21 protein-coding genes are annotated in these 21,818 nt (G+C 63.1%); 4 read left to right on the top strand and 17 right to left on the bottom strand.

All coding sequences use genetic code 11. The features are described 5' to 3' along the window. Positions 1 to 283 precede the first annotated feature (283 nt). Positions 284 to 1,069: an IclR family transcriptional regulator gene (locus J2X98_RS11505; protein ID WP_307308083.1), complete on the bottom strand. Its 786-nt coding sequence runs from the start codon at positions 1,067 to 1,069 to the stop codon at positions 284 to 286. A gap of 169 nt (positions 1,070 to 1,238) precedes the next feature. On the opposite strand from J2X98_RS11505, the gene J2X98_RS11500 reads away from it, so the two are divergent. Together J2X98_RS11500 and J2X98_RS11495 are read left to right on the top strand one after the other, a co-directional pair. Continuing rightward, entirely contained in the window at positions 1,239 to 2,057 is an 819-nt protein-coding gene (locus J2X98_RS11500) for a maleate cis-trans isomerase family protein (protein ID WP_307308080.1), read from the top strand. 12 nt (positions 2,058 to 2,069) lie between these two features. Next, positions 2,070 to 3,452: an SLC13 family permease gene (locus J2X98_RS11495; protein WP_307308078.1), complete on the top strand. Its 1,383-nt coding sequence runs from the start codon at positions 2,070 to 2,072 to the stop codon at positions 3,450 to 3,452. Between the two features lie 94 nt (positions 3,453 to 3,546). Here the strand turns inward: J2X98_RS11495 and J2X98_RS11490 are convergent, their stop codons facing one another. The 8 genes from J2X98_RS11490 to J2X98_RS11455 all read right to left on the bottom strand — a co-directional run bounded on the left by J2X98_RS11490 (position 3,547) and on the right by J2X98_RS11455 (position 11,611). Beyond that, complete coding sequence (locus tag J2X98_RS11490; RefSeq protein ID WP_307308076.1) at positions 3,547 to 4,167, bottom strand: flavin reductase family protein; 621 nt, start codon at positions 4,165 to 4,167, stop codon at positions 3,547 to 3,549. Positions 4,168 to 4,260: 93 nt separating this feature from the next. Then, positions 4,261 to 4,713: a MarR family winged helix-turn-helix transcriptional regulator gene (locus tag J2X98_RS11485; protein WP_307308073.1), complete on the bottom strand. Its 453-nt coding sequence runs from the start codon at positions 4,711 to 4,713 to the stop codon at positions 4,261 to 4,263. Positions 4,714 to 5,503: 790 nt separating this feature from the next. Continuing rightward, a complete protein-coding gene (locus tag J2X98_RS11480) occupies positions 5,504 to 7,090 on the bottom strand; it encodes an acetyl-CoA hydrolase/transferase family protein (RefSeq protein WP_236800038.1) in 1,587 nt (528 codons plus the stop codon). Positions 7,091 to 7,345: 255 nt separating this feature from the next. Next, positions 7,346 to 8,827: an NAD-dependent succinate-semialdehyde dehydrogenase gene (locus tag J2X98_RS11475; protein WP_307308070.1), complete on the bottom strand. Its 1,482-nt coding sequence runs from the start codon at positions 8,825 to 8,827 to the stop codon at positions 7,346 to 7,348. 46 nt (positions 8,828 to 8,873) lie between these two features. Next, positions 8,874 to 9,191 (bottom strand): NIPSNAP family protein, encoded by a 318-nt coding sequence (locus J2X98_RS11470; protein ID WP_236800041.1) that lies wholly within the window; start codon positions 9,189 to 9,191, stop codon positions 8,874 to 8,876. Positions 9,192 to 9,302: 111 nt separating this feature from the next. Then, positions 9,303 to 10,430 (bottom strand): alcohol dehydrogenase catalytic domain-containing protein, encoded by a 1,128-nt coding sequence (locus J2X98_RS11465; RefSeq protein WP_236800042.1) that lies wholly within the window; start codon positions 10,428 to 10,430, stop codon positions 9,303 to 9,305. Further along, the gene (locus J2X98_RS11460; RefSeq protein WP_236800045.1) at positions 10,427 to 10,876 is read right to left on the bottom strand and encodes a zinc ribbon domain-containing protein; all 450 of its coding nucleotides are present in this window, start codon (positions 10,874 to 10,876) and stop codon (positions 10,427 to 10,429) included. Before J2X98_RS11460 ends, J2X98_RS11465 begins: the two co-directional genes overlap by 4 nt. Positions 10,877 to 10,885: 9 nt before the next feature. Further along, the gene (locus tag J2X98_RS11455; protein WP_236800046.1) at positions 10,886 to 11,611 is read right to left on the bottom strand and encodes an N-acyl homoserine lactonase family protein; all 726 of its coding nucleotides are present in this window, start codon (positions 11,609 to 11,611) and stop codon (positions 10,886 to 10,888) included. 237 nt (positions 11,612 to 11,848) lie between these two features. Between J2X98_RS11455 and J2X98_RS11450 the strand changes: the two genes are divergently transcribed. Both J2X98_RS11450 and J2X98_RS11445 read left to right on the top strand, forming a co-directional pair. Further along, on the top strand, positions 11,849 to 13,768 hold the full coding sequence (locus tag J2X98_RS11450) for a helix-turn-helix domain-containing protein (protein WP_307308065.1): 1,920 nt from the start codon (positions 11,849 to 11,851) through the stop codon (positions 13,766 to 13,768). A 143-nt stretch (positions 13,769 to 13,911) separates the two neighbouring features. Beyond that, entirely contained in the window at positions 13,912 to 14,397 is a 486-nt protein-coding gene (locus J2X98_RS11445; protein WP_307308063.1) for an ATP-binding protein, read from the top strand. Between the two features lie 249 nt (positions 14,398 to 14,646). Here J2X98_RS11445 and J2X98_RS11440 read toward each other — a convergent pair whose 3' ends face one another. The 8 genes from J2X98_RS11440 to J2X98_RS11405 all read right to left on the bottom strand — a co-directional run bounded on the left by J2X98_RS11440 (position 14,647) and on the right by J2X98_RS11405 (position 21,809). Beyond that, a complete protein-coding gene (locus tag J2X98_RS11440; RefSeq protein WP_236800049.1) occupies positions 14,647 to 15,555 on the bottom strand; it encodes a polysaccharide deacetylase family protein in 909 nt (302 codons plus the stop codon). Between the two features lie 831 nt (positions 15,556 to 16,386). After that, a complete protein-coding gene (locus J2X98_RS11435; protein WP_236800051.1) occupies positions 16,387 to 17,178 on the bottom strand; it encodes an IclR family transcriptional regulator in 792 nt (263 codons plus the stop codon). Positions 17,179 to 17,234: 56 nt separating this feature from the next. Continuing rightward, positions 17,235 to 17,987, bottom strand: a complete 753-nt coding sequence (locus J2X98_RS11430) for a class II aldolase/adducin family protein (protein WP_236800054.1) — start codon at positions 17,985 to 17,987, stop codon at positions 17,235 to 17,237. Continuing rightward, positions 17,984 to 19,216, bottom strand: a complete 1,233-nt coding sequence (locus J2X98_RS11425; RefSeq protein ID WP_236800056.1) for an NAD(P)/FAD-dependent oxidoreductase — start codon at positions 19,214 to 19,216, stop codon at positions 17,984 to 17,986. The genes J2X98_RS11430 and J2X98_RS11425 overlap by 4 nt, the downstream gene beginning before the upstream one ends. Further along, positions 19,213 to 19,410 (bottom strand): ferredoxin, encoded by a 198-nt coding sequence (locus tag J2X98_RS11420; protein ID WP_236800057.1) that lies wholly within the window; start codon positions 19,408 to 19,410, stop codon positions 19,213 to 19,215. Before J2X98_RS11420 ends, J2X98_RS11425 begins: the two co-directional genes overlap by 4 nt. A 43-nt stretch (positions 19,411 to 19,453) precedes the next feature. Beyond that, positions 19,454 to 19,759 carry a hypothetical protein gene (locus J2X98_RS11415; protein ID WP_236800059.1) on the bottom strand — a complete coding sequence of 102 codons (306 nt, stop codon included), beginning with the start codon at positions 19,757 to 19,759 and terminating at the stop codon, positions 19,454 to 19,456. Continuing rightward, positions 19,756 to 20,352 (bottom strand): 3-phenylpropionate/cinnamic acid dioxygenase subunit beta, encoded by a 597-nt coding sequence (locus tag J2X98_RS11410; protein ID WP_236800061.1) that lies wholly within the window; start codon positions 20,350 to 20,352, stop codon positions 19,756 to 19,758. Before J2X98_RS11410 ends, J2X98_RS11415 begins: the two co-directional genes overlap by 4 nt. A 2-nt stretch (positions 20,353 to 20,354) precedes the next feature. Continuing rightward, positions 20,355 to 21,809: an aromatic ring-hydroxylating dioxygenase subunit alpha gene (locus J2X98_RS11405; RefSeq protein ID WP_236800062.1), complete on the bottom strand. Its 1,455-nt coding sequence runs from the start codon at positions 21,807 to 21,809 to the stop codon at positions 20,355 to 20,357. Positions 21,810 to 21,818: the final 9 nt, after the last annotated feature.

Raw genomic sequence — 21,818 nt, 5'->3', positions numbered from 1 at the left:
TGGGCGGCGTTCTCGATAGAACGCTACACAGCGCCCACCTACGGCCTTTTGTAGCCAAGCCACGACAGCGCCCGTGATCTTTGGAGCGATGGCTACAAAATGACCTCGACCGTAGATGCCGGCCGTGACGTCCCTGCCCGTTTCCTTGGCTGTCGCCATAGCTCGCTGCTTTCGGCGCCCGGGGGAAGAAATATTTGGTCCGCACTTATCTGACAATGCGGTCGCTTGGGACTCACAAAAAGGCTTTGGCCCAGCTGGGGGTCAGGCTGGCCGACCTTCGGGCTCAGTCTGCGGCGTGGCTGCTGTCGTACCCCAATGCACGGCTGGCTTCCAGTCCCGCCCGGGCCACCACCGGCCCCAGCCGTTCAACGTCGGCGGGCCCGATCCGCTGGGTAGGGAACCCCAGGCCCACGGCGCATGCAAGCCGTCCAGTATGGTCGAAGACGGGCGCGCTGATGGAGCCCACGTCCTGGTTGCGTTCCCCGAAGGCCGCAAAGAAACCCTGCTCGCGTGCAACGGCCGCCTGCTGCCTGAGCGTCTCCATTGACACCGGCGTATCGGCCGTAAAGCCCTCGAGCCCCTGCTGGTCCAAGGCGTCCCAGGCTCCGGGGTCGAATGCCAGGAACACCTTGCCGGGGGCGCCTGCATGGAGTGGCATGACCATGCCCACCATGAACGGCCGCATCACCACGTGCCGCGTCTCGGCCACGGCTACGATGGTCCGGAAGGCCCCGTCCCGGGCGTACAGGCAGGCAGTTTCGCCGGTTTCGTCGCGCAGCTGCTGCAGGACCGGCTTCACCAGCCGGACCACGTCCAGCCCGAACGTCCCGGGGGTAGCCCAGCGGACCAGGCCGATGCCGATGCGGTACCGGTCGCCGTCGCGGTCCAGGAATCCCTCGCGGAGCATGTTCTGGACCAACCGCTGGCAGGTGCTGGACGGCAGCCCGGTTTTGCGGATGATCTGCTGCAGCGTGGGCTCGGGCTCCTCCACGGAAAAGCAGTCCAGAATCTCCGCCACCTTGTGCAGGACCAACAGGGGCGAGGCCCCAGCTCCCGGTTCCTTGGCCACTGTCCGAACACCCTTTCAATCTGTTTTCGCCAGCCTCCAGCTTAGTGAGCAGGGAGCCGTCCCAGCGTGTGATCCATTTGACATCCCATCAGGGTGACCCACATCATGGGATTAGAACCCACTTTATGGGTTTACTCGCAAATCCCCAACACAACGACGTGGAGAATCCATGAGCACCCCCGCAATCACCTGTGAAACAGCCCCCGAGCCCAAGCGCCCCGGGATGAGCCGGGTTGGACTGATCGTCCCCAGCTCCAACACCACCATGGAGACCGAACTGCCGGAACTGTTCCGGCGCCAGGCCGAGGCCACCGGCCACAAGTACACCTTCCACTCGGCCCGCGCCGGCATGAAGAAGGTCACCAGGGAAGAACTGCTGGCCATGGTGGGCAAGGCAGCGCAGTGCGCCGAAGCGGTCTCCGACGCCGACGTGGACGTCATCGCCTACGCCTGCCTGGTGGCTGTCATGGCCCAGGGCCCCGAAGCCCACGAGGGCTCCGAAAAGGTCATTGCGGACGCCGCCGCCGGCAACGGACACCCGGCTCCGGTCACCAGCAGTGCGGGTGCCCTGGTCCGCACCCTGCACGAAATCGGCGCCCGGAAGGTCGCCATGATCACCCCCTACATGAAGCCGCTGACCAAGATGGTGGTGGACTACATCGAGGGCTCGGGCATCACCGTGCTGGATGCCATCAGCCTCGAAGTAGCGGACAACCTCGAAGTCGGCTGCCTTGACCCGCAGAACCTCCCCGCGCTGGCCCGCAGCCTGCAGCGCGAAGGTGCCGACGCCGTCGTCCTTTCTGCCTGTGTCCAGATGCCCTCACTCGCCGCCGTCCAGGCAGTGGAGGACGAGCTGGGCCTCCCGGTCATCACGGCGGCCACGGCCACCACCTACGAGATCCTCAAAGCCCTGGGCCACAAGCCTGCCATCACTGGGGCGGGCAGCCTGCTGTCCGGCGCCGGCGCCCGGACCGTGGCCCACACGTAGGCGGCGGGCACCATGTCACTTTCACTCATCGCGTTCCTGGTGCTGGTGGCGGCCTTCGCCGTCGGCTCCTTTACCAAGATCAACGCCGGCCTGCTGGCCACGGTCGCCGCATTCGGCGTCGGCACCCTCCTGGCCGGGATGTCCATCAAGGATGTCATCGGGCAGTTCCCCGCCGGACTGTTCTTCATCCTGGTCGGCGCCACCCTGCTCTTCGCCATTGTGCGGATCAACGGCACCATCGATCTGCTGGCCTACTGGGCAGAACGTCTCGCCGGCGACCGGAAGATCCTGGTCCCCATCCTGATGTTCCTGCTGACAGCAGCCCTTGCCTCCGCCGGCGCCTTCACGCCGGCCGCCATCGCCATCGTTGCCCCGGTGGGCCTGGCGCTGGGCGCGCGGTTCGGCATCAGCACCCTGGCCATGGGCCTGGTCATCGTCCAGGGCGCGAACGCCGGCGCCTTCTCTCCCGTCAACCCCTTCGGCGTCCTGGGCAACAAAATGCTGGACGGCGCCGGAGCCTCGGATGATTCATTCAAGCTCTACGCGTACTGCTTCGTCTTCAACGCCGTCCTGGCCGTGATCGCCTACGCCCTGGTGCAGGCCATCATGAAGCGCCGGGCAGCCAAGGCGGAGGCGCGTCAGGCGGACGCCGGCAATGCCATGAAGAACGACGACGGCGCTGACGCCCCCTCAAGCGGCAGTGTTTCGGGTCCCGGCGGCGCCGGAACGGCCGTCCTCACCGCACCGGCACAGACCATTGTGGCCACCGGAACCAAAACCGGCCCGGTGAAGGTGGCCGCAACCCCCATGCGTATCCTCACGCTGGTGGGCATCGCCTCCCTGCTGGTGCTCACCACCGTCCTGGGACTCGATGTGGGAGTCGCCTCGCTGGTCATCGCCGCGGTCCTGATCGTCCTGGACTCCAACGTGCAGAAGCCGGCGGTGGAAAGCATGCCGTGGTCGGCCATCATCCTGGTCACCGGCATCGTCACCTACGTGGGCATGCTGGAGAAGATGGGCGCGCTGAAGGAACTCCAGGAAGGCATCGCGGGCCTGGGCAACAGTTCCCTCGCGGCGCTGATCGCCAGCTACGTGGTGGCCATCGTGTCAGCTTTTGCCTCCACCACCGGAACCCTCGGTGTCATCAGCCCGGTGGTCGTGCCCATCGCCATGGACCCGCTGCTCACCCCCGTGGGAGTGGTGACGGCCATCGCCATCAGCTCCTCCGTGGTTGACGTCAGCCCCATGTCCACCAGCGGCGCCCTGCTGATGGCCAGCGCCCAGCCCAAGGACGAGCGGATGTTCTTCCGTGCACTGCTGCTGTGGGCCATCGCGATGATCGGTGCGGTGCCGCTGCTCGTCTGGTTCGTCTTCGTCCAGCTCGGCCTCGGCTAAGAGCCCCGGGCGGACAAGGGAAAGGGACGTCCTCGCCGGGGCGTCCATTTTCCTTTGCCTTTCCCCTTGCACGGGCAGGGCGGGCCGGCCCGCCCTAGTCCTTGGGCCGGAAATCGCCCGGCCAGTCCTTCAGCCGGATCCGGCCGAGGTCCTGGATTTCGCCGAGGGTACCCCACTCATCCAGGCCCAGCCGGGCCAGTGGCTCCAGCAGGTCGATGCGCGGGTGGCTGCCGTCCAGCACGGCATCGCTCACGGCGGCATGGGTGACTTCGCCGAAAACCAGGGTCGAGTCCCCTATCGGCAGCACGGAGTGGAGACGGCATTCAAGCACCGCCGGTGATTCCTTGACCCGGGGGGCGGCCACGGTGAGGCTCTGCTCCCGGGTCAGGCCGGCGGCGTCGAACTCGCTGATCTCCGGCGGGAAATTGGTTCCGGTGGCGTTGACCTCCTCCAGAAGTGCGGCCGGGGCCAGGTTGACCACGAATTCCCCCGATGCCGTGATGTTGCGGAGCGAATCCTTCTCGCCCACCGAGGTGAACTGCACGATGGGCGGATTCGTTGAAGCGACCGTAAAAAAGGAGTGTGGTGCCAGGTTGTCGATGCCCTCGGGAGAGACGCTCGAAACCCAGGCGATGGGCCGGGGCACCACCACCGCGGTGAGCAGCCGGTAGAAATCACGGGCGGACGTGCCTGAGGGACTGAAATCAGTTCGCATGCTGCCAGACTAACGATCAGGGAAGGCTGAAAAGGAAGATAGATGTCCATTTCACGGCAGGCCGAAGGACTTTAGGCACGGCCCCCCGGATCGTTAGTGTTGGATCCGGGCTGAGTAGGCCAGCCGGGTCATACGCTCCTGGAGGTCTTCGGCCTCGGCCCTGGTGAGGCCCAAGGTATCCAGGATCGCGCCGGGCACGGTAAGAGCCTTGTCCCGCAGCGCCGCCCCCTCAGGGGTCAGCGCAACCGCAAGGGATCGTTCATTTCCCTCGGCCCGTTCACGGGTGAGGTACCCGTGCCCTTCGAGCCGCTTGAGTAATGGAGAAAGGGTTGCGGATCCAAGCAGTAGCGTCTGGCTAAGTTCCTTTACCGTGCGCGGGCTTTCCTGCCACAGGGCGAGCATCACGAGGTATTGCGGATGCGTGAGGTTCAGTTGCTCCAGCAGGGGCGTGTAGGCGTTGATGACAGTCCGCGCAGCGACGGACAGCGCGAAACATAGCTGCCGCTCGAGCAGAAGATCATCTTCGCTCCCTGAAGGGGAAGTCATGACTGCAATGGTAACTGCGCGGGTTCGTCAACGGTGAAATCACCAGCGCGATGGGATATTTCGTGCATGAATAGTTCGTGGACGAATCTATGATATATTTGCGATTAGTTCCATCTCGGCAGGCGCTATCCCCCAATATGGGCCTGTCGAGGTGGAATCCCCTGTCTGGTCTCTTCGCGCCGTGCCGGCGGTCGGCAAAGTGGCGCATCCGGGCATCGGAATTTCTCCTAACTCCGGTTGGTGCACTGAGCACAGCCGCCTACTTGAAGGCACCATGCGCTGGTCCAGAATCCTTCGCAGCGGCATCGGGCCCTGAAGTGGCCCTTGTGGTTAGTGTGGGCCTGTCTTATTCAATCGTTCAGCGCGGCCACAAGAGGGAAGGTGAAGCAATGAGAGCTAACCCCGAGGCAATTCCAGAAGGAAGCCATGTTCAATTAATGGCCCACGGCCAACATCTAGGTGGCGGCGTTATCGACACCTGGATGCCCGACGGCTCAGCCTTCTGGATTTGGCTCGATCGCGGAGCAGGTCGACGCCTCGTACACGAAATCGACGACGTGCATGTCCTAGTCTCCGCGAGGGATCCGCGATCCGCTTCCCATGATGACTGATAAGTAGCCCTCAATCCCACGAACTCCGAGCCTGATTCTGCAAAATCCCGATCCACGAAGTTCCACCATTCGGGACGGCGACGACAAGAAATTAGGCTGACATTTTGAAGTCTCACGCGGTGGCCGAGGTGCGAGTGATCGGGGCTCAAATACGAGTATGGCTGCTCATGGTGACACTGTTAGGTTCCCAACAGACTCCCGGGCAGCTCAGGCAATCCGCTATCGGGAGAGCGGGAAGGCTGGTTGATGGTCGGAAATGTGTGCATGGTGCCGGTTTCAACAAACCTGTCATGCCAGGAAAGCGCTTCGGCGAGAAGGTGGGGGGAATGTTGCCCGTAGCTCTCACGTCTGGCGCGGTCGTAGTAGTCCTGGAGCATGGGCCGGTAAAGGGGGTGCGCGCACCGGTCGATAATGAGTTGCGCGCGCTGCTTGGGTGCGAGCCCGCGTAGGTCAGCAAGGCCTTGTTCGGTGACGATGATCATTGTGTCATGTTCGGTGTGGTCGACGTGGCTGACCATGGGCACGATGCTTGATAGTCCGCCATTTTTGGCGGTGCTGGGTGACATGAAAATGGAAATTGAACCGTTTCGGGCGAAGTCCCCGGAGCCGCCAATTCCGTTCATGACTTTACTTCCGGCGATATGGGTGGAATTGACGTTGCCGTAGATGTCGGCTTCGATCATGCCGTTCATGGCGAGGACACCAAGGCGGCGAATGAGCTCAGGGTGGTTGGAGATTTCCTGGGTACGCAGCAGGATCCGGGTGCGGTAGAAGTCGATGTTGTCTTTGAATTCCTGTACGCCCGCGGCACTGAGTGAGAAAGACGTGGCCGAGGCCATCTTCAGCACGCCTGTGCGAATCAGGTCAAGCATGCCGTCCTGGATGACTTCGGTATAGGCGGTAAGCCCTTCGTAACCACCCTCGGAGAGAGCCGCGAGTACGGCGTTGGCGATGTTACCCACCCCAGATTGAAGCGGGAGCAGGTTCCGGCCCAGCCTGCCCCGTTTGATCTCATGTCCGAAGAAGTCCAGCAGGTGGACCGCGATACTCCGGGAGGCTTCATCGGGGGCGGTGAAAGGGGAATTTCGGTCAGGTGCGTCGGTGGTAACGACGGCGACGACTTTGGCGGGATCCACGTGCAAATACGCTTCGCCGATGCGTTCATCCGGTGCCGTCAGCGGTATGGGTTTCCGCTCCGGGGGCAGGGCCGTGCCGTAATAGATGTCGTGCATGCCTTCGAGTCCGGCTGGTTGAAAGGCATTGACTTCGAGGATGACCTGGTCTGCCTGTTCGAGCCAGGTCTTGTTGTTTCCGACCGAGGAGGAGGGTACTAACCGTCCGTCCTCCAGAATGCCCGCGACCTCAACCACTGCAAGGTCAATCTTGCCGAAATACCCGGACCAGGTGTGCTGGGCAACGTGGCTGAGGTGCATGTCGATGTAGTCGATTTCACCGCTGTTGATTCGCTCCCGAAGTGCGGGGTCGGACTGGTACGGCAGCCGCAACTCCATGCCATTGGCCTTCGCCAAAGCACCGTCGAGCTCGGGAGCCGTGGAGGCTCCGGTGAGGACTTTGATCCGGAACGGGCTGCCCGCGGCAGCCGCGGCCTCCATCCGGGCGGCCAAGGCCTGCGGTACGGCTTTCGGGTACCCGGCGCCGGTGAATCCGCTCATGGCCACCGTCATGCCCGGTTTGATCAGAGCAGCGGCCTGCTCGGCAGACATCATCCGGTCGTGCATGCCGGCGTTACGGATTCGGTCGCACATCAAGGCTCCTTCGTTGGGAAACTCCACATCAAACCAACGGGCTTGACAGGATGGAGCCGGGCCCGCGGCCCGTGCCCCACTATCGGTTGATCTGGCTGAGGTATCGTCGACGGCCTAGGACCGGCGCACATGGATCGTGGCGAGGCCGTTCCTTTCTACAGTCGCGTCGCTGTACCGAGTTCAGCACACGTGCCGACCGGGAAAGTTCCCGGCCGGCACTTGCGGTTGGCCTGCGGTCTGCGGGCAGGCCGGATGCTAGCTCGCGTAGGGGTCGGCGATGCCGATGTACTGGGTGTAGAGGTATTCTTCGATGCCTTCCAGGCCGCCTTCGCGTCCCAGGCCCGACTGCTTGACGCCGCCGAAGGGTGCGGCCGCGTTGGAGATGACACCGGCGTTCAGGCCGAGCATGCCCGTTTCGAGTTTTTCCCCCATCCGGATGCCGCGGTTGATGTCCTTGGTGAACACGTAGGCCACCAGGCCGTATTCGGTGTTGTTGGCCAGCCGCACGGCCTCGTCCTCGCTGCTGAAGGTGATGATCGGGGCAACGGGCCCGAAGATTTCCTCGGAAAGGATGCGGGTCCCCTCGGAAACGCCGGACAGGATGGTGGGCTGGTAGAAGTAGCCGGGCCCCTCCACCGGAGCGCCGCCCAGGACTGCCTTCGCGCCGGAGGCGAGGGCATCGGAGACGAGTTCGTGGACCTTGTCCCGGCTCTTGGCGTCGATCAGCGGGCCCACCTTGGACTCGGGCTCGGTTCCGCGGGCGGTGGTCATTTCCTTCATCTTCGCGGCGAATTTCTCGGCGAATTCGCCGGCCACCGACTCATGGACGATGAAGCGGTTGGCCGCGGTGCAGGCCTCGCCCATGTTCCGCAGCTTGGCTGCCATGGCGCCGGTGACGGCGGCGTCCAGGTCGGCGTCCTCGAACACCAGGAACGGGGCGTTGCCGCCGAGCTCCATTGAGGTCCGCAGAACGTTTTCCGACGCATCGGCCAGCAGTCGGCGTCCCACTTCGGTGGAGCCGGTGAAGGAGAGCTTGCGCAGGCGGGAGTCCTTGATCAGGGGCCCGGTGGTGGCTCCGGCCGTGGAGGTGGGGATGACGTTGAGGACACCGGCGGGCAGGCCGGCTTCCTGCATGACGGCGGCGAACAGCTGGGACGTCAGCGGCGTCAGGTTCGCGGACTTCAGCACCATGGTGCAGCCTGCGGCAACTGCCGGGGCGATCTTGCGGGTGGCCATGGCCAGCGGGAAGTTCCACGGCGTGATCAGCAGGCAGGGGCCCACCGGCTTCTTGGCCACCAGGAGCCGGGACTTGCCATCGGGCGAGACGGAGTAACGGCCAAAGGCCCGGACTGCTTCTTCGGAGAACCAGCGCAGGAACTCGGCGCCGTAAGTCACTTCGCCGCGGGCTTCAGCCAGCGGCTTGCCCATTTCCAAGGTCATCAGGAGGGCGAAGTCTTCTGCCCGTTCGGTCACCATGTCGAAGGCACGGCGGAGGATTTCGCCGCGTTCCCGGGGCGGCACCTTCGCCCAGGATTCCTGGGCAGCGGCGGCGGCGTCCAGGGCGGCTGCACCGTCCTCGGGACCGGCGTCGGCGATACTCAGCAGCACCTTCCCGGTGGCGGGATCCTCGACGTCGAACGTCTTGCCCGAGGCGGCGTCGCGCCACTCACCGTTGATGAGAAGCCCGGTAGGAACGGCGGCAAGAAGTTCGGTTTCTTGCTCAATGGTCGTTGTCATTCTTATCTCCGAAGTTCTTTTTGGCCGGATGTGAAGCCGTCTGTTGTCAGGGGCCGAGCGGCGAGAAGTCAGTGGCGGTCAGGTAGACCGAGGAAATAGTCAGGGTGAGTTCACCATTGGCGACGGACGCTGCGCGCGCAGTCACCCATCGGGGATCGTTTTTGAACTCTTTCCAGTTTGATTCGGGGTCGCCCTCATGTCTTACGAGGTAGATGAGTGTGTCCCGGTCTTCAACGGGTAGCCAGTAGCCGATGTCGTGGATGCTGTGGTCCGGGAAAATCTTGGTGGTGTGGTTGCGGAAGCGTTCCAGAAGCGCCTCCATCTTTCCCGGTGCGGCGGTGTAGGTCCGTAGCTCAAATGTCACGGTTGTTTCCTGTCGTTGAGGACGGTAGCGAGAACCGGGGCGTCGGACACCCCGGTCACCGGCAGGAGAGGGAACTGCCGGTGACCGGTACCGCGTCTGGGGGGCACGCCCCTAGCTGGTGCGTTCGTGATCGGTGTCGAACATGATGACCTGGCGGACTGCTTTCCCGTCGGCCAGCTGGTCCATGGCCTGGTTAATGTCCGACAAACCGATGCGGGTGGTGATGAGTTCTTCGACGGGGAGCCTGCCTTCCCGCCAGAGCTGGGCGTACTTCGGGATATCACGTGCTGGTACTGCGGATCCGAGGTAACTGCCGATGATCGTGCGTGCTTCGGCAGTGATGGTCATTGGCGGGATCTGGGCGCGGGCGTCCGGTGAGGGCAGCCCGGCGGTGATCGTCGTTCCACCCACCGCGGTGGCGGCAAAGGCAGTTTCGAAGGCCCTGGGGTTCCCAGCGCATTCGATGACGTACTTGGCCTTTATGCCCTGCTCAAGCGCCTGCTGCGGGGTAAAGGTTTCGTGGGCGCCCAGCCGCCGGGCGTGCTCGAGCTTCTCCTCGAGTGTGTCTACGGCGACGATGCGTGAAACGTTCTGGGAGATGGCCGTGATAAGTGCTGCCATTCCTACGCCGCCGAGCCCGACGATCATGATGCTGTCTTCTGGTTTGGGGCGGGCTGCGTTCAGGACGGCGCCGCCGCCGGTGAGCACTGCGCATCCTAGGACGGCGGCGATGTCCGGGGGAACGTCATCCCCGACGGGTACGGCGGAGGCTCTGTCGACGACGGCGTGGGTCGCGAAGCCTGAAACGCCGAGGTGGTGGAAGACTCGCTCACCGCCGCGGCTGAGGTGCGCCGAGCCGTGCAGCAGGACGCCTTCACCGTTTGTTTTGGAGCCTGCAGTGCAGGGCAGGCGGCCGTCCTCGGCACAGTTGTCGCACTCCTCGCATCTGGGGAGGAAGGACATGACGACCCGCTGGCCGGCCTGGATGTCCGATACGTCTGACCCGACTTCCAGGACCCGTCCGGCCGCTTCGTGTCCGAGCAGCATTGGCACCGGGCGGACCCGGTTACCGTCGACAACGCTCAAATCCGAGTGGCAGATCCCGGCTGCTTCGAGCCGGACCAGGATCTCGGTGGGGCCGGGCTTTCCAAGCTCGAGCTCGGAGATGGTAACGGGCCGGGATTCAGCGAAGGGCCGGGGACGTCCGATTTCTTCAAGAACTGCGCCGGTGATTTTCATTTGTCCGTTTCTTTTCCGTGTCGCTGTTTGGTGTGTGGCGCCTCTGTCTGGCCAGGCTGCGCGGTTTTGAAGGTTGCTGCCGCCACTTTGTCTGCGAGCGGGTCTCCGGCGCGCAGTGGGGCGTTCTCGAAAATCCCTTCGTGGGCGAGGACGGGTCTGCGGTCTCCGGCAAGTTCCGGGTATTTTTCTTCGAGCTTTTCGCGTTTGGACATCAGCCCGTGCCATCCGCGCACTGTCTCCGGGTCTCCCCGGCGGATCCCGCGCCAGGTGTTGGGCATCTGCTCGCGTGAGGGACCAGGATCTGCAGTGCCTGAGAGCTTGATTGCGGCGGGAATCCTGCCCGTGGGGGCACCGCATTCACGGCACGGCGGTGTGTCATCAAACATCGACTTCAAGGCTGCCTCGAAGCGGTGGCCGTCGGAGCATTTCACATCGTAGAGGATCATGACTTGTTCCTAGGAGTAGTATCCGTCGGGTGCGAATCGGAGGGTTTTGCGTTGCTCCGGGTCGTGGCCAAAGATGACGTGCGCGTCGGTGCGTTCGGCAATGCCGCGCAGCTTTTCTACTGATTCCAGCCACTTCAGGTTGTCCCACACGATGGCCGCTCCAACGGCCGGCGGACCCCAACTCGCTCCGAGGTAGACCGCGTCGGACGTGAAGATCTTGGTCCCGTCGTTGGGAAGATCGACCTGCAACGACATTGTGCCCCAGGTGTGGCCAGGAGTGGCGATCACGCTCACGCCCGGAAGGATCTCGGCGTCACCGGCCACCGGTTCGAGGTTGAGGCCGTCGAAGTCCGAAACCAGGTGGGCACCCTGGAAAGCCCCGGAAATGCCCTTGACACCCTCGATCTCATCGGTGCTTGCAATAATTCTGGTCTTGCCGTTGTCGAACATTTTCGCGTTGGCTGCGTGGTCGAAGTGGAGGTGGGAGAGGACGAGGATATCAATGTCACTCGGTTCAAGCTCCAGCTCCGCCAGCGCTGAATCCAGGTAGCCAGGGCCTGAGGGGTCTTCTTTGACGGGGAAGAAGTCCTGGAAGCCGGTGGGCGCCCACCGGCTCTCCCAGTCACGTGGCACTCCGGTATCCCAGAGCACCCGGCCTTCGGGATGCTCGATCAGTACCGCATGCGTGGGGCAGTCCCCCCATGCGGGAGGCGCGGTCTTGTTGTTGCGATCCATGATTGTTGTTCCCCCCTTGAGCAACAACCAGGTGTGGTCACACTCCATGACCCCACTGGAGAGTACGTGCAGTTTCATGTCGTCACCCATGACGATCCTTTCCGTTGGGAAAACCTCCATCGAGACTATGCCGCGTCTCACACTGCGGCTATGTCACCAATAACCACCAAGTGGACTCCCCGCAGGGCGTTGTGCACTCTTCTGGGATACTTTGACTTGAACGTGAGGGAGGCGGACATGGAAACCGCAGGTTTGTGGCTGGAACGCATCGAGGCCGGAATCAGCGACGATGAGTTGTCCAAGGCCTTGGACGAAGCACTCGGCCGCCATGAAATTACAGCTCGGACCGCCGGCGCCGCGCGCAGCGTTAACGCACTGTTGCGCCAGCAGCGTCAACGCGAGGACCTTCTCAGGGCCCTCCATGAGACCGCTACCGACCTGACGGGCATCAGGGACGTCGAGGCTGTATTGCTGGCAATCGTCAAACGCACGCGCATCTTGGCCGGGAGCGATATGGCGTACATCAGCCTCAACGATTACGCCAGAAACGAGACGTACATCAGAAAATCCGATGGGGTCGCCACCGAGGATTACCGGACCATCCGAATGCCGATCGGAACTGGCGTACTGGGCAAAGCCGCGGCGGGTCTCTCGCCCTTTCAGACCGTGGATTACCTCACCGATGATGCCCTCTCGCACCTGCCCGACATTGACAGCATTGTCAGCAAGGAGGGGGTGCGGGCGATACTTGGTGTTCCGCTGTATCTCTACGGCAAAGTCATCGGCGCGCTTCTGATCGCTGACAGGAGGCCGCGCACGTACCCTCCGGAGCTTGTTGATCTAGTGGATACGATTGGCAAGCACGCCGCCGTCGCGATCGACAACGCGCAGAGCTTTACCGAGGCTACTTCGGCACTTCAACGTCTGGGAAACGAAAACCGCACCAGGCAGGAAGAGATGGGCGTCCTTCAGGGACTTGTCGACCTTGACGAGCGGTTCATCGAAGTCGTGGTCCACGGAAGGGGCCTGGAAGGCTTCGCCGCCCTTTCCCGGCAGATTCTTGGCACGGACATCCTGATACTGGATGCAGCAAACGGAGTTCTCCACGAAGAATCAAGGGAGTCTCTGCATCCGGTTACGGCTCCGCTTAGTTCCCTGCTAACAGCGAAGGACTACCAGGCGGCGTTCACATCAAGCCTGAATCGGGCCCTGGCTACCGGGCGCCCGCAAATCTTCGCAACAACTCGGGAAGACGTTGTTCTGGCAACAGCCCACGCCGGCCCTACGCACCTGGCCACGCTGGCGATCCGTGGGCCGCTGACCGGAACCCAACGTGTGGTGGCCGAACGGTTGGCCGTTTTCCTGACGGTTCTGCGGCTTTTCACTCAAGCAACACAGGACTCCGCCCAACGGCTCCAGTTCGAAGTCCTCGACGATCTTCTCTCCGACCGGAATGTTCCTTTAGACCTCATCCAGCAAAGAGCCGCGCGCTTCGGTGTCCCCCCGACCGGCGAAATGACCCTGGCTGTCTTCGATTCCGCAGGCGCCGACTACGCCAGAGTGGAAAAAACCATTCGTGAGGGGCTCGGGACCGCGACAGCCCTCATCGCCCGTCGCCGGTCGCGCACGTATGTACTGGCCGCTGGAAGTAAAAACATCATCGAAGCTGTCATGACAAAGCTAAAAGAATCAAGCATCCCCACCACCGCCGGACACGCGGGCACAAGCAACGGTCTCGCCGGCATCAAAAAAGCACACCGCCAAGCCGAACTCGCCCTCACCAGCCTCATAGTTCTCGAACGACACGGAGAACTCCTGGACGGAAACCACCTCGGACACTTAGGGCTGCTACTTGGAGCGGTCCACTCCAACGGGGACCACGAAAGCCTCTACTCACAGATCCAGCCCCTCATAGACCACGATGCAAAACACAACACCGATCTGACCCGTACGGCCTGGACGTTTCTAGAGACAAGCCGCAACTACGCCCGCACCGCGGAAAACCTTTTTGTTCACCGCAACACCGTCAAGCAACGCCTGGAACGCATCTCTCTGCTGATCGGAGAAGACTGGCTCCACCCCACCCGTCAACTCGACAACCACCTCGCCCTCAGGATCTGGCACCTGAAGACCAGCGGCAATCCATCCGCATTGTGACAGCAGGCGGCAATGGCCGCATTCGTCGGGCCAATACGAGGAGCTTTTGATAGCACAACCATGGAGCCCTATTCCCCACAATGACACCTCAAATTTTAGGGGGTCGATCTTGCCCCTGGGGCGGAGAGCGAACGGCCCAGGCGGTGAACAAACTCGTCTTCCTCGGATACGACTACACCCCGACCTGGCGTCATAACCGCCTGACAAGGGAGGACACGGCCAACGGACGGAGCTCCCACTCGTTCTCGGATGCCCGCCCCGGGTTGCAATTGGTGTACTCACAGATGCCCCCGCTGCCCAATCCCTTCCGCCGCACGGCGGGGGCCACTCCCCCGGAACTCATCGGACGCCAGGGAATGCTCGACGAGTTCGAGTACGGCCTTAGGCTCGGTTCGGGCGCACCAGGATTGTTGACCATCATCTCCGGCGCCCGCGGCATCGGCAAGACAGCGCTGCTCAGCGCGGCCCAAGAAAAAGCCCGCCAGCAAGGCTGGATCGTCATCGCTGAAACAGCCACGCCCGGCTTCCTCGTTCGGATCGGCGAGACGATCGGCGTCATCTGGAGGAACTTGGCCCCGGCCCTGCCGGCCGCCGAATTACCGCCCTGGGCGTGGCCGGCTTCACGATAGCGACGCAACTGCCGCCCGAGCGGCAGGTAGAAAGTCGTAGGCCGCCCCAGACGGAGCGTCCGGGGCGGCACGTCTAGCGATCTCGAGGTTTCGACTGGAACGATGGCGGCGATGCCATCCCTTGTCTCCGACCCGTTGTCCTTGACGCCCTTTTTAATTGACGGTGTCCTCGTGGGCCGTGTCGCGGCGAGACGGAACGGGATGCACTTTGGCAGCGGCCGCAGTCGCAGCAGGCCAAACCAATGCTTGTTAGACGACAGAACCCGAGCCCTGTGCTGTTGATTCGGCGGGAAGCAGCCGGGGGTTCGCAGCCCTGTAGTGTGCGGCAATGTCATCACTCGTCGTGATCCACGCATCCGGCTGAGCTGTTATGAACTCCAGTGCCATTTCGAGATACTTGTGCCGGAACGGCTGATTAATGATAAAGGGGTGCAGGCAGAGAGCCATGACCCGGCCGCTGTCGGCGGCATCCTTGCTTAGCTGTTCGTACTGATCTTTTACGACCTGCAAAAAGTCCTTTCCCCGGAGGTTCCTGCCGGAAAAGAGGGTCACGTCATTGACTTCAATCGAATAGGGAACGCTCATCATGCCATCCACGTTGAGGTCAAAGGGCTGGTCGTCTGAGCACCAGTCGAGCACATAGTTCAATCCAAGCTTTGCGAGGACTTCGGGGGTGTTGCTGGTCTCCGTCAGGGCAGGGCCCAGCCACCCCTGTGGCTTGCAGCCTGTATGCGCCTCGATGGTTGAAACTACGTTCTTGAGGTAAGCAGTCTCTTCTTCTCGTGACATCCCAGATTGGAAGGTGGAGTTGTCCTGCCCGTGCGCCACCCACGCCCAGCCCCGCTCAATCCCGGCTTTAATGACTTGCGGGTATCGGCTGCACACATCGGAGTTGATAATTGCGCTGGCGCGAATTCCGTGCCTATCGAGCGCTGCAATCATGCGCCAGATTCCAACACGGAGGCCATAGTCACGCCAGCCGTAATTGAGCGGATCGGGCTGCAGGCCGGCCGTCCCGCCGAAGATGCTGGTGGACGGCTTGTCAACCTGGTAGTGCTCGATGTTCAGACCCACGTAGAAAGCGACGCGCTTACCATCGGGCCATTGAAGAGCCGGTCGATCAACAATTGCGCTGTAGTCGTAAAGGTGATTATCCATCCGATATCCTTCTTCCGATTCTTGAGGACAGAAGCCACTTCTGTAGAGTGGCTTCATCCTTCACCCTGCGTGGCCCCATGTCTATAGCTCTCGGCTTTTTTCTTGGCCCTCGGGGACGGGGTTCTTCGGCGACGATATAAACAAGTCACAGACGACCCTGCACTGTTGGTTGGCTAGAGACCCTAGCGGTGATCGCATATCCGGGATACGGGTCCGGGACTTGCCGGGCTGGTTGGTTGAGTAACAGAGAGATAGAGACCCTGTGCGCCCCTCCCCATGGGCCAGCGCCAGGAGATCGTGTGCGGCGTTGACTCTGCCAGGGCGGCGTCCGGCACGTTTTACGAGCACCTGGTGATCCATTTGAGCGGTGCATGCTGACACTTCGCTGAGGGTTTTGGCAGCATCAGGTCAAGCCGCTTTGAAGCACACCGCCGGCGTCTGAGACAGTCGGATGCGCGTACGGGAGGGCGAGTCCACGCTACGGAGGTGTGGGCAATGGCGCAACCTACGCCGACCTCCCAATTCCGTACTCGAACGGCTATTGACGAGCATCACGGGCGTTTGGAACGCGCGGGGGAGACCGTTATGCTCTCCTTCGCGGACCTCGCCTGCCTGGGCCCGGGGGCGTTCCACCCCGCATTACATCCCAACGGGGACGGCAAACCCGGTTAGCACTGGCCTTTAACGCTGCCTGGCGTGTCGTATACCCTGGCAGCACACCGCCTCAGCCCGCCGAGCAATCAGGATCAACGGTCCGGAAGGACATTCATTATCTGGGGACATTTCGCTTCGCTCTCCCTGTGTCCTCGGGGGCACTAGATTGGTGCGAGGCTAGACGAGCAGGCCCTCGATCTCTGCGGCGGCTTCTTGGAGCTTGGTGCCGAGTTCGATCCGGAGTTGGTCGGTCATTCTGTGGGCCGGAACCGACACGTTGATCCCGAAGCAGCCGCCGCTTGGGCTCACGACAGCGGCAGCTGCCGAGGTCACGCCGTCTTCGCTTTCTTCCTGGCTCGTGGCGTAACCGGTCTTCCGGATGATCTCCAAGGCGCGCTCCAGTTCGGTCCGGGTCGTGATGGAGCCTTTGGTCAGGCCTGGCAGTTCTTCCTGGGGGTAAAGCTTCCGCAGCTGCTCATTGCTGAGGCGGCTCAGCATGGCCTTGCCGGTGGCAGTGCAGTTCGCTGGCAGTGTCAGGCCTTGCCGGGAGGCAACGCGTACCGCCCTGGCGCTTTCGATGGCGTCGATGAAGTGGGTGCTCGTCCCCTCCAGCTTGCCGAAGTGAACCGTCTCCCCCGTCGATTCGAAAAGCCGTTCCAGTACGGGATGGACCAACGTCCTGATGTCCACCTGCCGCCGAATTGCGACGGCAATGGAGCTCAGGGCCTGGCCCGGCTCGTAGGCCTTGGTGGACGGGTTCTGCCGGACGAAGCCGCGGTACTGGAGCATTCCCAGCAGACGGTGGGCGGTCGAGGACGCCACGCCCAGGAAATGGCTCGCATCGGTGAGTCTGATGCTCGGCTGGGTTTCAAACAACAGCAGCAGGCGCAGTGCATTGTCGACGGACTCGATGCGGTACTGCGGAGGAGGTCCGTATTTGGATGGGCCCTCCACGTCTGTTGGTTGCATGGGCCTAATCCTACCCAGCCGAAAACCTGCCTCCGGAGGGGCCTGGTTGTCTGCCCTCACACGCCGGAACCTAGCCTTGCGAGTTCGTGCCGCCAGGCTGTGCCGGTGTTGAAGGAGCCGCCCAGGTCGGGCAATTCGGCCATGTCGGCTTCCGGCAGGTCCATCAGTTCGCCGCCCGCGGCAGACACCTGCAGCGCCAGTGCGGCAAGACCGTCAATACTTATAGCCTGCAGCACCGCCTGTTCCACTGTTGCAGCAGCACTGGTGATGCCGTGTCCGCGCAGAACGACTACGGGCCTATCCCCCATGGCCTCTAACATTTCGGCGGCCAACTGCCTGTTCCTGACCAGCACCCCGCGCGGATATACGGGGACGCCGCCGGCTGCCAGCCGGGTTCCGGGGATGTCGTAGGCTCCGACGATGGGCCGCACCGCAAGTCCTGCCAGATCTGCAGCGACGGTCCTCGACGGGTGGGCGTGGACCACCGCCCGGATGTCCGGGCGCCGCCGGAGTACCTCGGTGTGCAGCGGAAGTTCGTTGGGAACGCTGTATCCGCCGTCGAGCTCCCCCGCTCCTGCCGGGTTGCCATCAAGGTCCACCAGGTGGATGTCGCTGGCCGCGGTGTAGGCCAGGCCGCGTTCCTGCGGACCGCGGCACCTGACCAGGAGCTCTGTTTCCGAGATCCTCAGGCTGATGTGGCCGAGAATGCCGTCCGCAAGGCCGCGGTTGGCCAGGACCCGGCAGGCCAGCGCAATGGATTCGCGCTGCGCCTGCCCGGCATCGGCGAAAGCCGGACGGTCCGTGCTCATGAAGCAACCACTGGTTGCGGGTCGAGCTGGGATTCAAGCTTGTCCCGCAGCTCCTGCACCGTGATGCCCGTTGCCATGCCCCGGCGGCAGGCCACGAGTGCCTTGGGCCAGTTGACGATGGCCGCGCCGCGAAGGCTGGTTCCGTCTGCGGTATAGAGGGCGGCGAACCTGCCGTGGGCCTCTGGGTGCCCGATAACGGTGTGGCTGGCGCCGCCGCCCACACGCCCCACCACCTGGATCTTCCAGTCATGCTGGTCGCTCCAGACATATTCCGTGGGCGTATAGGCCCGCGGCGCGCCGGGGTGGGTGATGTTGTGCGCAACGCAGGATGCCTGCTCGACGGCGTTTGTCCAGTGTTCGATCCTGGTGTCTTCGCCGTGGGTGAGGTGGCGCCAGCGGGCCACGTCGCCCACGGCGTAAACGGCGGGCGCATCCACGGCCCGGCAGAATTCGTCCAGGACCACCCCGTTGTCCACCAGCAGCCCTGAGGAAGCGAGCCACGCGTCATTGGGGACAGCACCGATGCCAACCAGCACCACGGAGGCATTAAGGCGTTCCCCGTTGGTCAAGCGGAGGACGAAGGACCCCTGCTCACCTTCAAGCGACTCCACACCGGTGCCGAAGATGGTCCGGACCCCGTTGCTGCGGTGCAGATCCCCGAACCACTGGCCGATCTCGGGATTGAAGATCCGGCTCATGGGGACGGGCAGCGGGTCGATCACCGTAACATCCAGGCCCAGGGACCGTGCGGTGGCCGCGGCCTCGGCGCCGATGAAGCCCGCGCCGATAACCGCAAGGTGGCCTCCAGATAGCAGGTCCGCGCGGAGCCTGCGGGCGTCCTCGAGCGTGCGGAGCACATGGATTCCGGGCCGCTGTCCCCAGGGCGAAGGCCGGGCCGAGGCTCCGGTGGCGATGACGAGGTTGTCGAAGCCTACCGGCTCGTGGCCTTCCAGTTCGAGCGTCCTTCCGGCGATGTCGACGCCGATGGCCCGGTGCCCGAGCAGGAGCCGGATCCTGGCCGCATCGGCGTCGCCCCCGGTCAGCAGCCGGATGGAGGATTCCTCCGCCGTGCCGGCCAGCACCGCCTTGGACAGAGGCGGCTTGTCGTAGGGAAGTTCCGTTTCCTCCCCCACGAGGACGATGTCCCCGGTGTAACCCTCCAGCCGCAGTGACTGGGCGGTCCGGACGCCCCCGATGGATGACCCGACGATGACGGTGGCGTCACTCATGCGTCCTCCACCACGAGGGCGGTAACGGGGCAGCTGCGCGCAGCTTCAGTAACCCGCAGCCGGTCGGTTTCGGGTACCTCTGTGCGCAGGACAACGACGATTCCGTCGTCGTCGAGATCGAAATAGTCAGTGGCTCCAACAACGCAGTTGGCATAGCCCTGACAGGCCTGCAGGTCGGCTTTCACGACAGGCATGGTCGGCTCCTTCGCTTGGTTTGATGCTGTTTGTGGGTCCTGGTTACTGGTCTTCGGTGATCAGGGGCCCGAACGGGTTTCCGATCATTGCCGAAAAGGTGGCCGGGGCCTGCCAGGTTAGGGCTTCGAGTTCCAGCGGACACAGCGTGACCCACTGGCCGGAACGGGGCGAAGTGATCATTAGCCGGGACCCGTTCCGGGTCTCGACGCGGGTCACCTGGACCTCGGAGAATTCGTTGGCGATCACGATGGGAGTCCCCACGGCACTGGCTTCGAGCCGGGTGCGTTCCTCTGCTGCCCGGATGGCTGCGAGACGGTCCTCTTCTTCACCTTCCCACCCGAGTTTCAAAGGAAGATCGCCAGGTTCTGCATCCGGATGACGGACTCGTCCAGCATGATGGTGCGGCGGGCCAGTTCCCAGCCGGTTCCGGTGCGGCGCAGGAGGTCCTCCCGGCCTGCGGACACCGTGGCGGCCTCGCCGACATCGCCCCGGCTCCGGAAGAGCAGCACCGCCGATTCGGCGACGATTTCGTCCGCCTTGTCCGTGCGGAAGGTGCGGACGTTCGTGACGTAGTGCCGCAATCTTGACGGCGGATCCTCGGTCCAGGCGTGCTCGGTGGCGAAACGTGCCACCCGGCGGCTGAGCGAGTACTTGTTCTCGTCGAGGTGCGCCATGCCGGGTGAGGTCGAGTAGCCGGCACCGAGGGCGGTGGTGACGCGTACGGGCATGAGGTAGTGCACGTCGTCGGCGATCCGTGCCAGCCACTCGTCGTAATCCTGCGCGTCGAGCAAATAGGCCTCGTCCACCAGCCAGCGGTGCGCCTCCAGGTGCAGTTCGTCGTTGAAGGGAAGGCTGTGCCCGGTCCGCTGCGTGCGCGGGGCGTGCGCTCCGAGTACCGATTGTTCCGAAAGGGTCATGCCGTTGACTTTAGTGGCAGTCATTCCTAGGCCTCCTGGGACATCATCGCGGGCACAGCTGCTGCGGTGTGCGGGGCGGTTTCAGTTGCACAGGCCGCGGGTGCGGCTGACACCGGATCAACCCCGACGTGCAGCTGGGCCGCGGCCCGGGCCGGGCGTTCGAGGTGGTCCGCCCAGCGCAGCAGCAGCTCGCGCTGGTTGTATTCGCTGTACCCCACCCGGGTGGATCCGGGGCCGGAGTACTGTTCAGGGGTCAGCGGTTCGACGACGTTCCCGCCGTTTTCCAGCAGGCCCATGCGGCCGTTGAGCAGCAGCCGCCGTGCCATGGATCCGGCCGCGGTATTGGTCAGGGACACCCAGTTTTCGACGTCGTCCTGCTCGAACATGCCGCCGCTGCCGAAGCACATCAGGTATGCCTTGTAGGAAAGCGCCTTGTACTCTTCGGAGGCGTTTTTATCCACGGCGAACCAGGACAGCACTTCGGTTTCGTTTTCGCTGATGGGCTGCCACTGGCGGATGGAGATAAAGGGAAGGACTTCGTCTGAGTCTTCCTCCACGCGGGGCCAGTTGTGCACGAAGCTCATGTTGGGGAAAAGGGAGGCGGCGGAAATCATGAAACCGTCCTTGCCGATGACATCCAGCTGCTGCTGGCTCCACTGCTCCTTCATCCGTTCAATCATGTCGTCCGGGTAACCCACGTAGCGCAGCCTGTCCTCCAGGCTGCCTTCGGGGAGCTTGTAGGTGGTGCCGCCGCCGTTGCCCGCCCAGTAGGTGGTGCCGTCCTTGCGCTTTTCCGCCTTGGGCTCGCGGAACAGGCCGATCTCCACCACAGAGGTGTGGGTCTGGGGCGTGTGGTACATGTCGCCTGCGAAGTTTTCGGCGCCGATTTTCCAGTTGGCCTTGATCCGCCATCGCTGGGGGCCGCGCAGTTCAATTCCATCCGTGCTCTGCTTCGTGTAGTAGTCCAGGTAGAACTTGAAGTCGCCGAGGAAGTCCTCTAGCGGTTGCGCATCCGGATCCATGCTGATAAAGATCAGGCCGTTGTAAATTCCCAGCGAAGGCGCCGGCAGCAGGGTCTGGCCCTTCTTCCGGAAGCCCTCTTCGCCGCCGAAGGCCTCCTGGTGGAACGGCAGCCCCACGATGCGTCCGTCATTGCGGTAAGACCAGCCGTGGTAGGGGCAGCGGAAGTGCGACGCGTTGCCCATCTCCGCCCGGCACACCTGCATGCCCCGGTGCAGGCACATGTTGAACAGGGCGCGGATTTCGCCCATTTCGTCCCGGGAAATGATGAAGGAATCTTCGAGCACCCGCCGGACAACATAGTCGCCGGTTTCCGGCACCTCAGACTCATGCGCGACGAACAGCCAGCTGCGGCTAAAGAGCCGCTCTTTCTCGAGGTCGAAGATTTCCTTGTCGTTGTAGATATGGGCCGGGATCATCCCTTGCCGCACATCCTGCAGGACCACACTCTGGTCTGTCATAGCTGTTCT

This window comes from Pseudarthrobacter enclensis (assembly GCF_030811655.1).
GTDB lineage: Bacteria > Actinomycetota > Actinomycetes > Actinomycetales > Micrococcaceae > Arthrobacter > Arthrobacter enclensis_A.
Note: the sequence above shows the minus strand (reverse complement) of the source record. Positions and strands in the feature narration are given on the sequence as shown.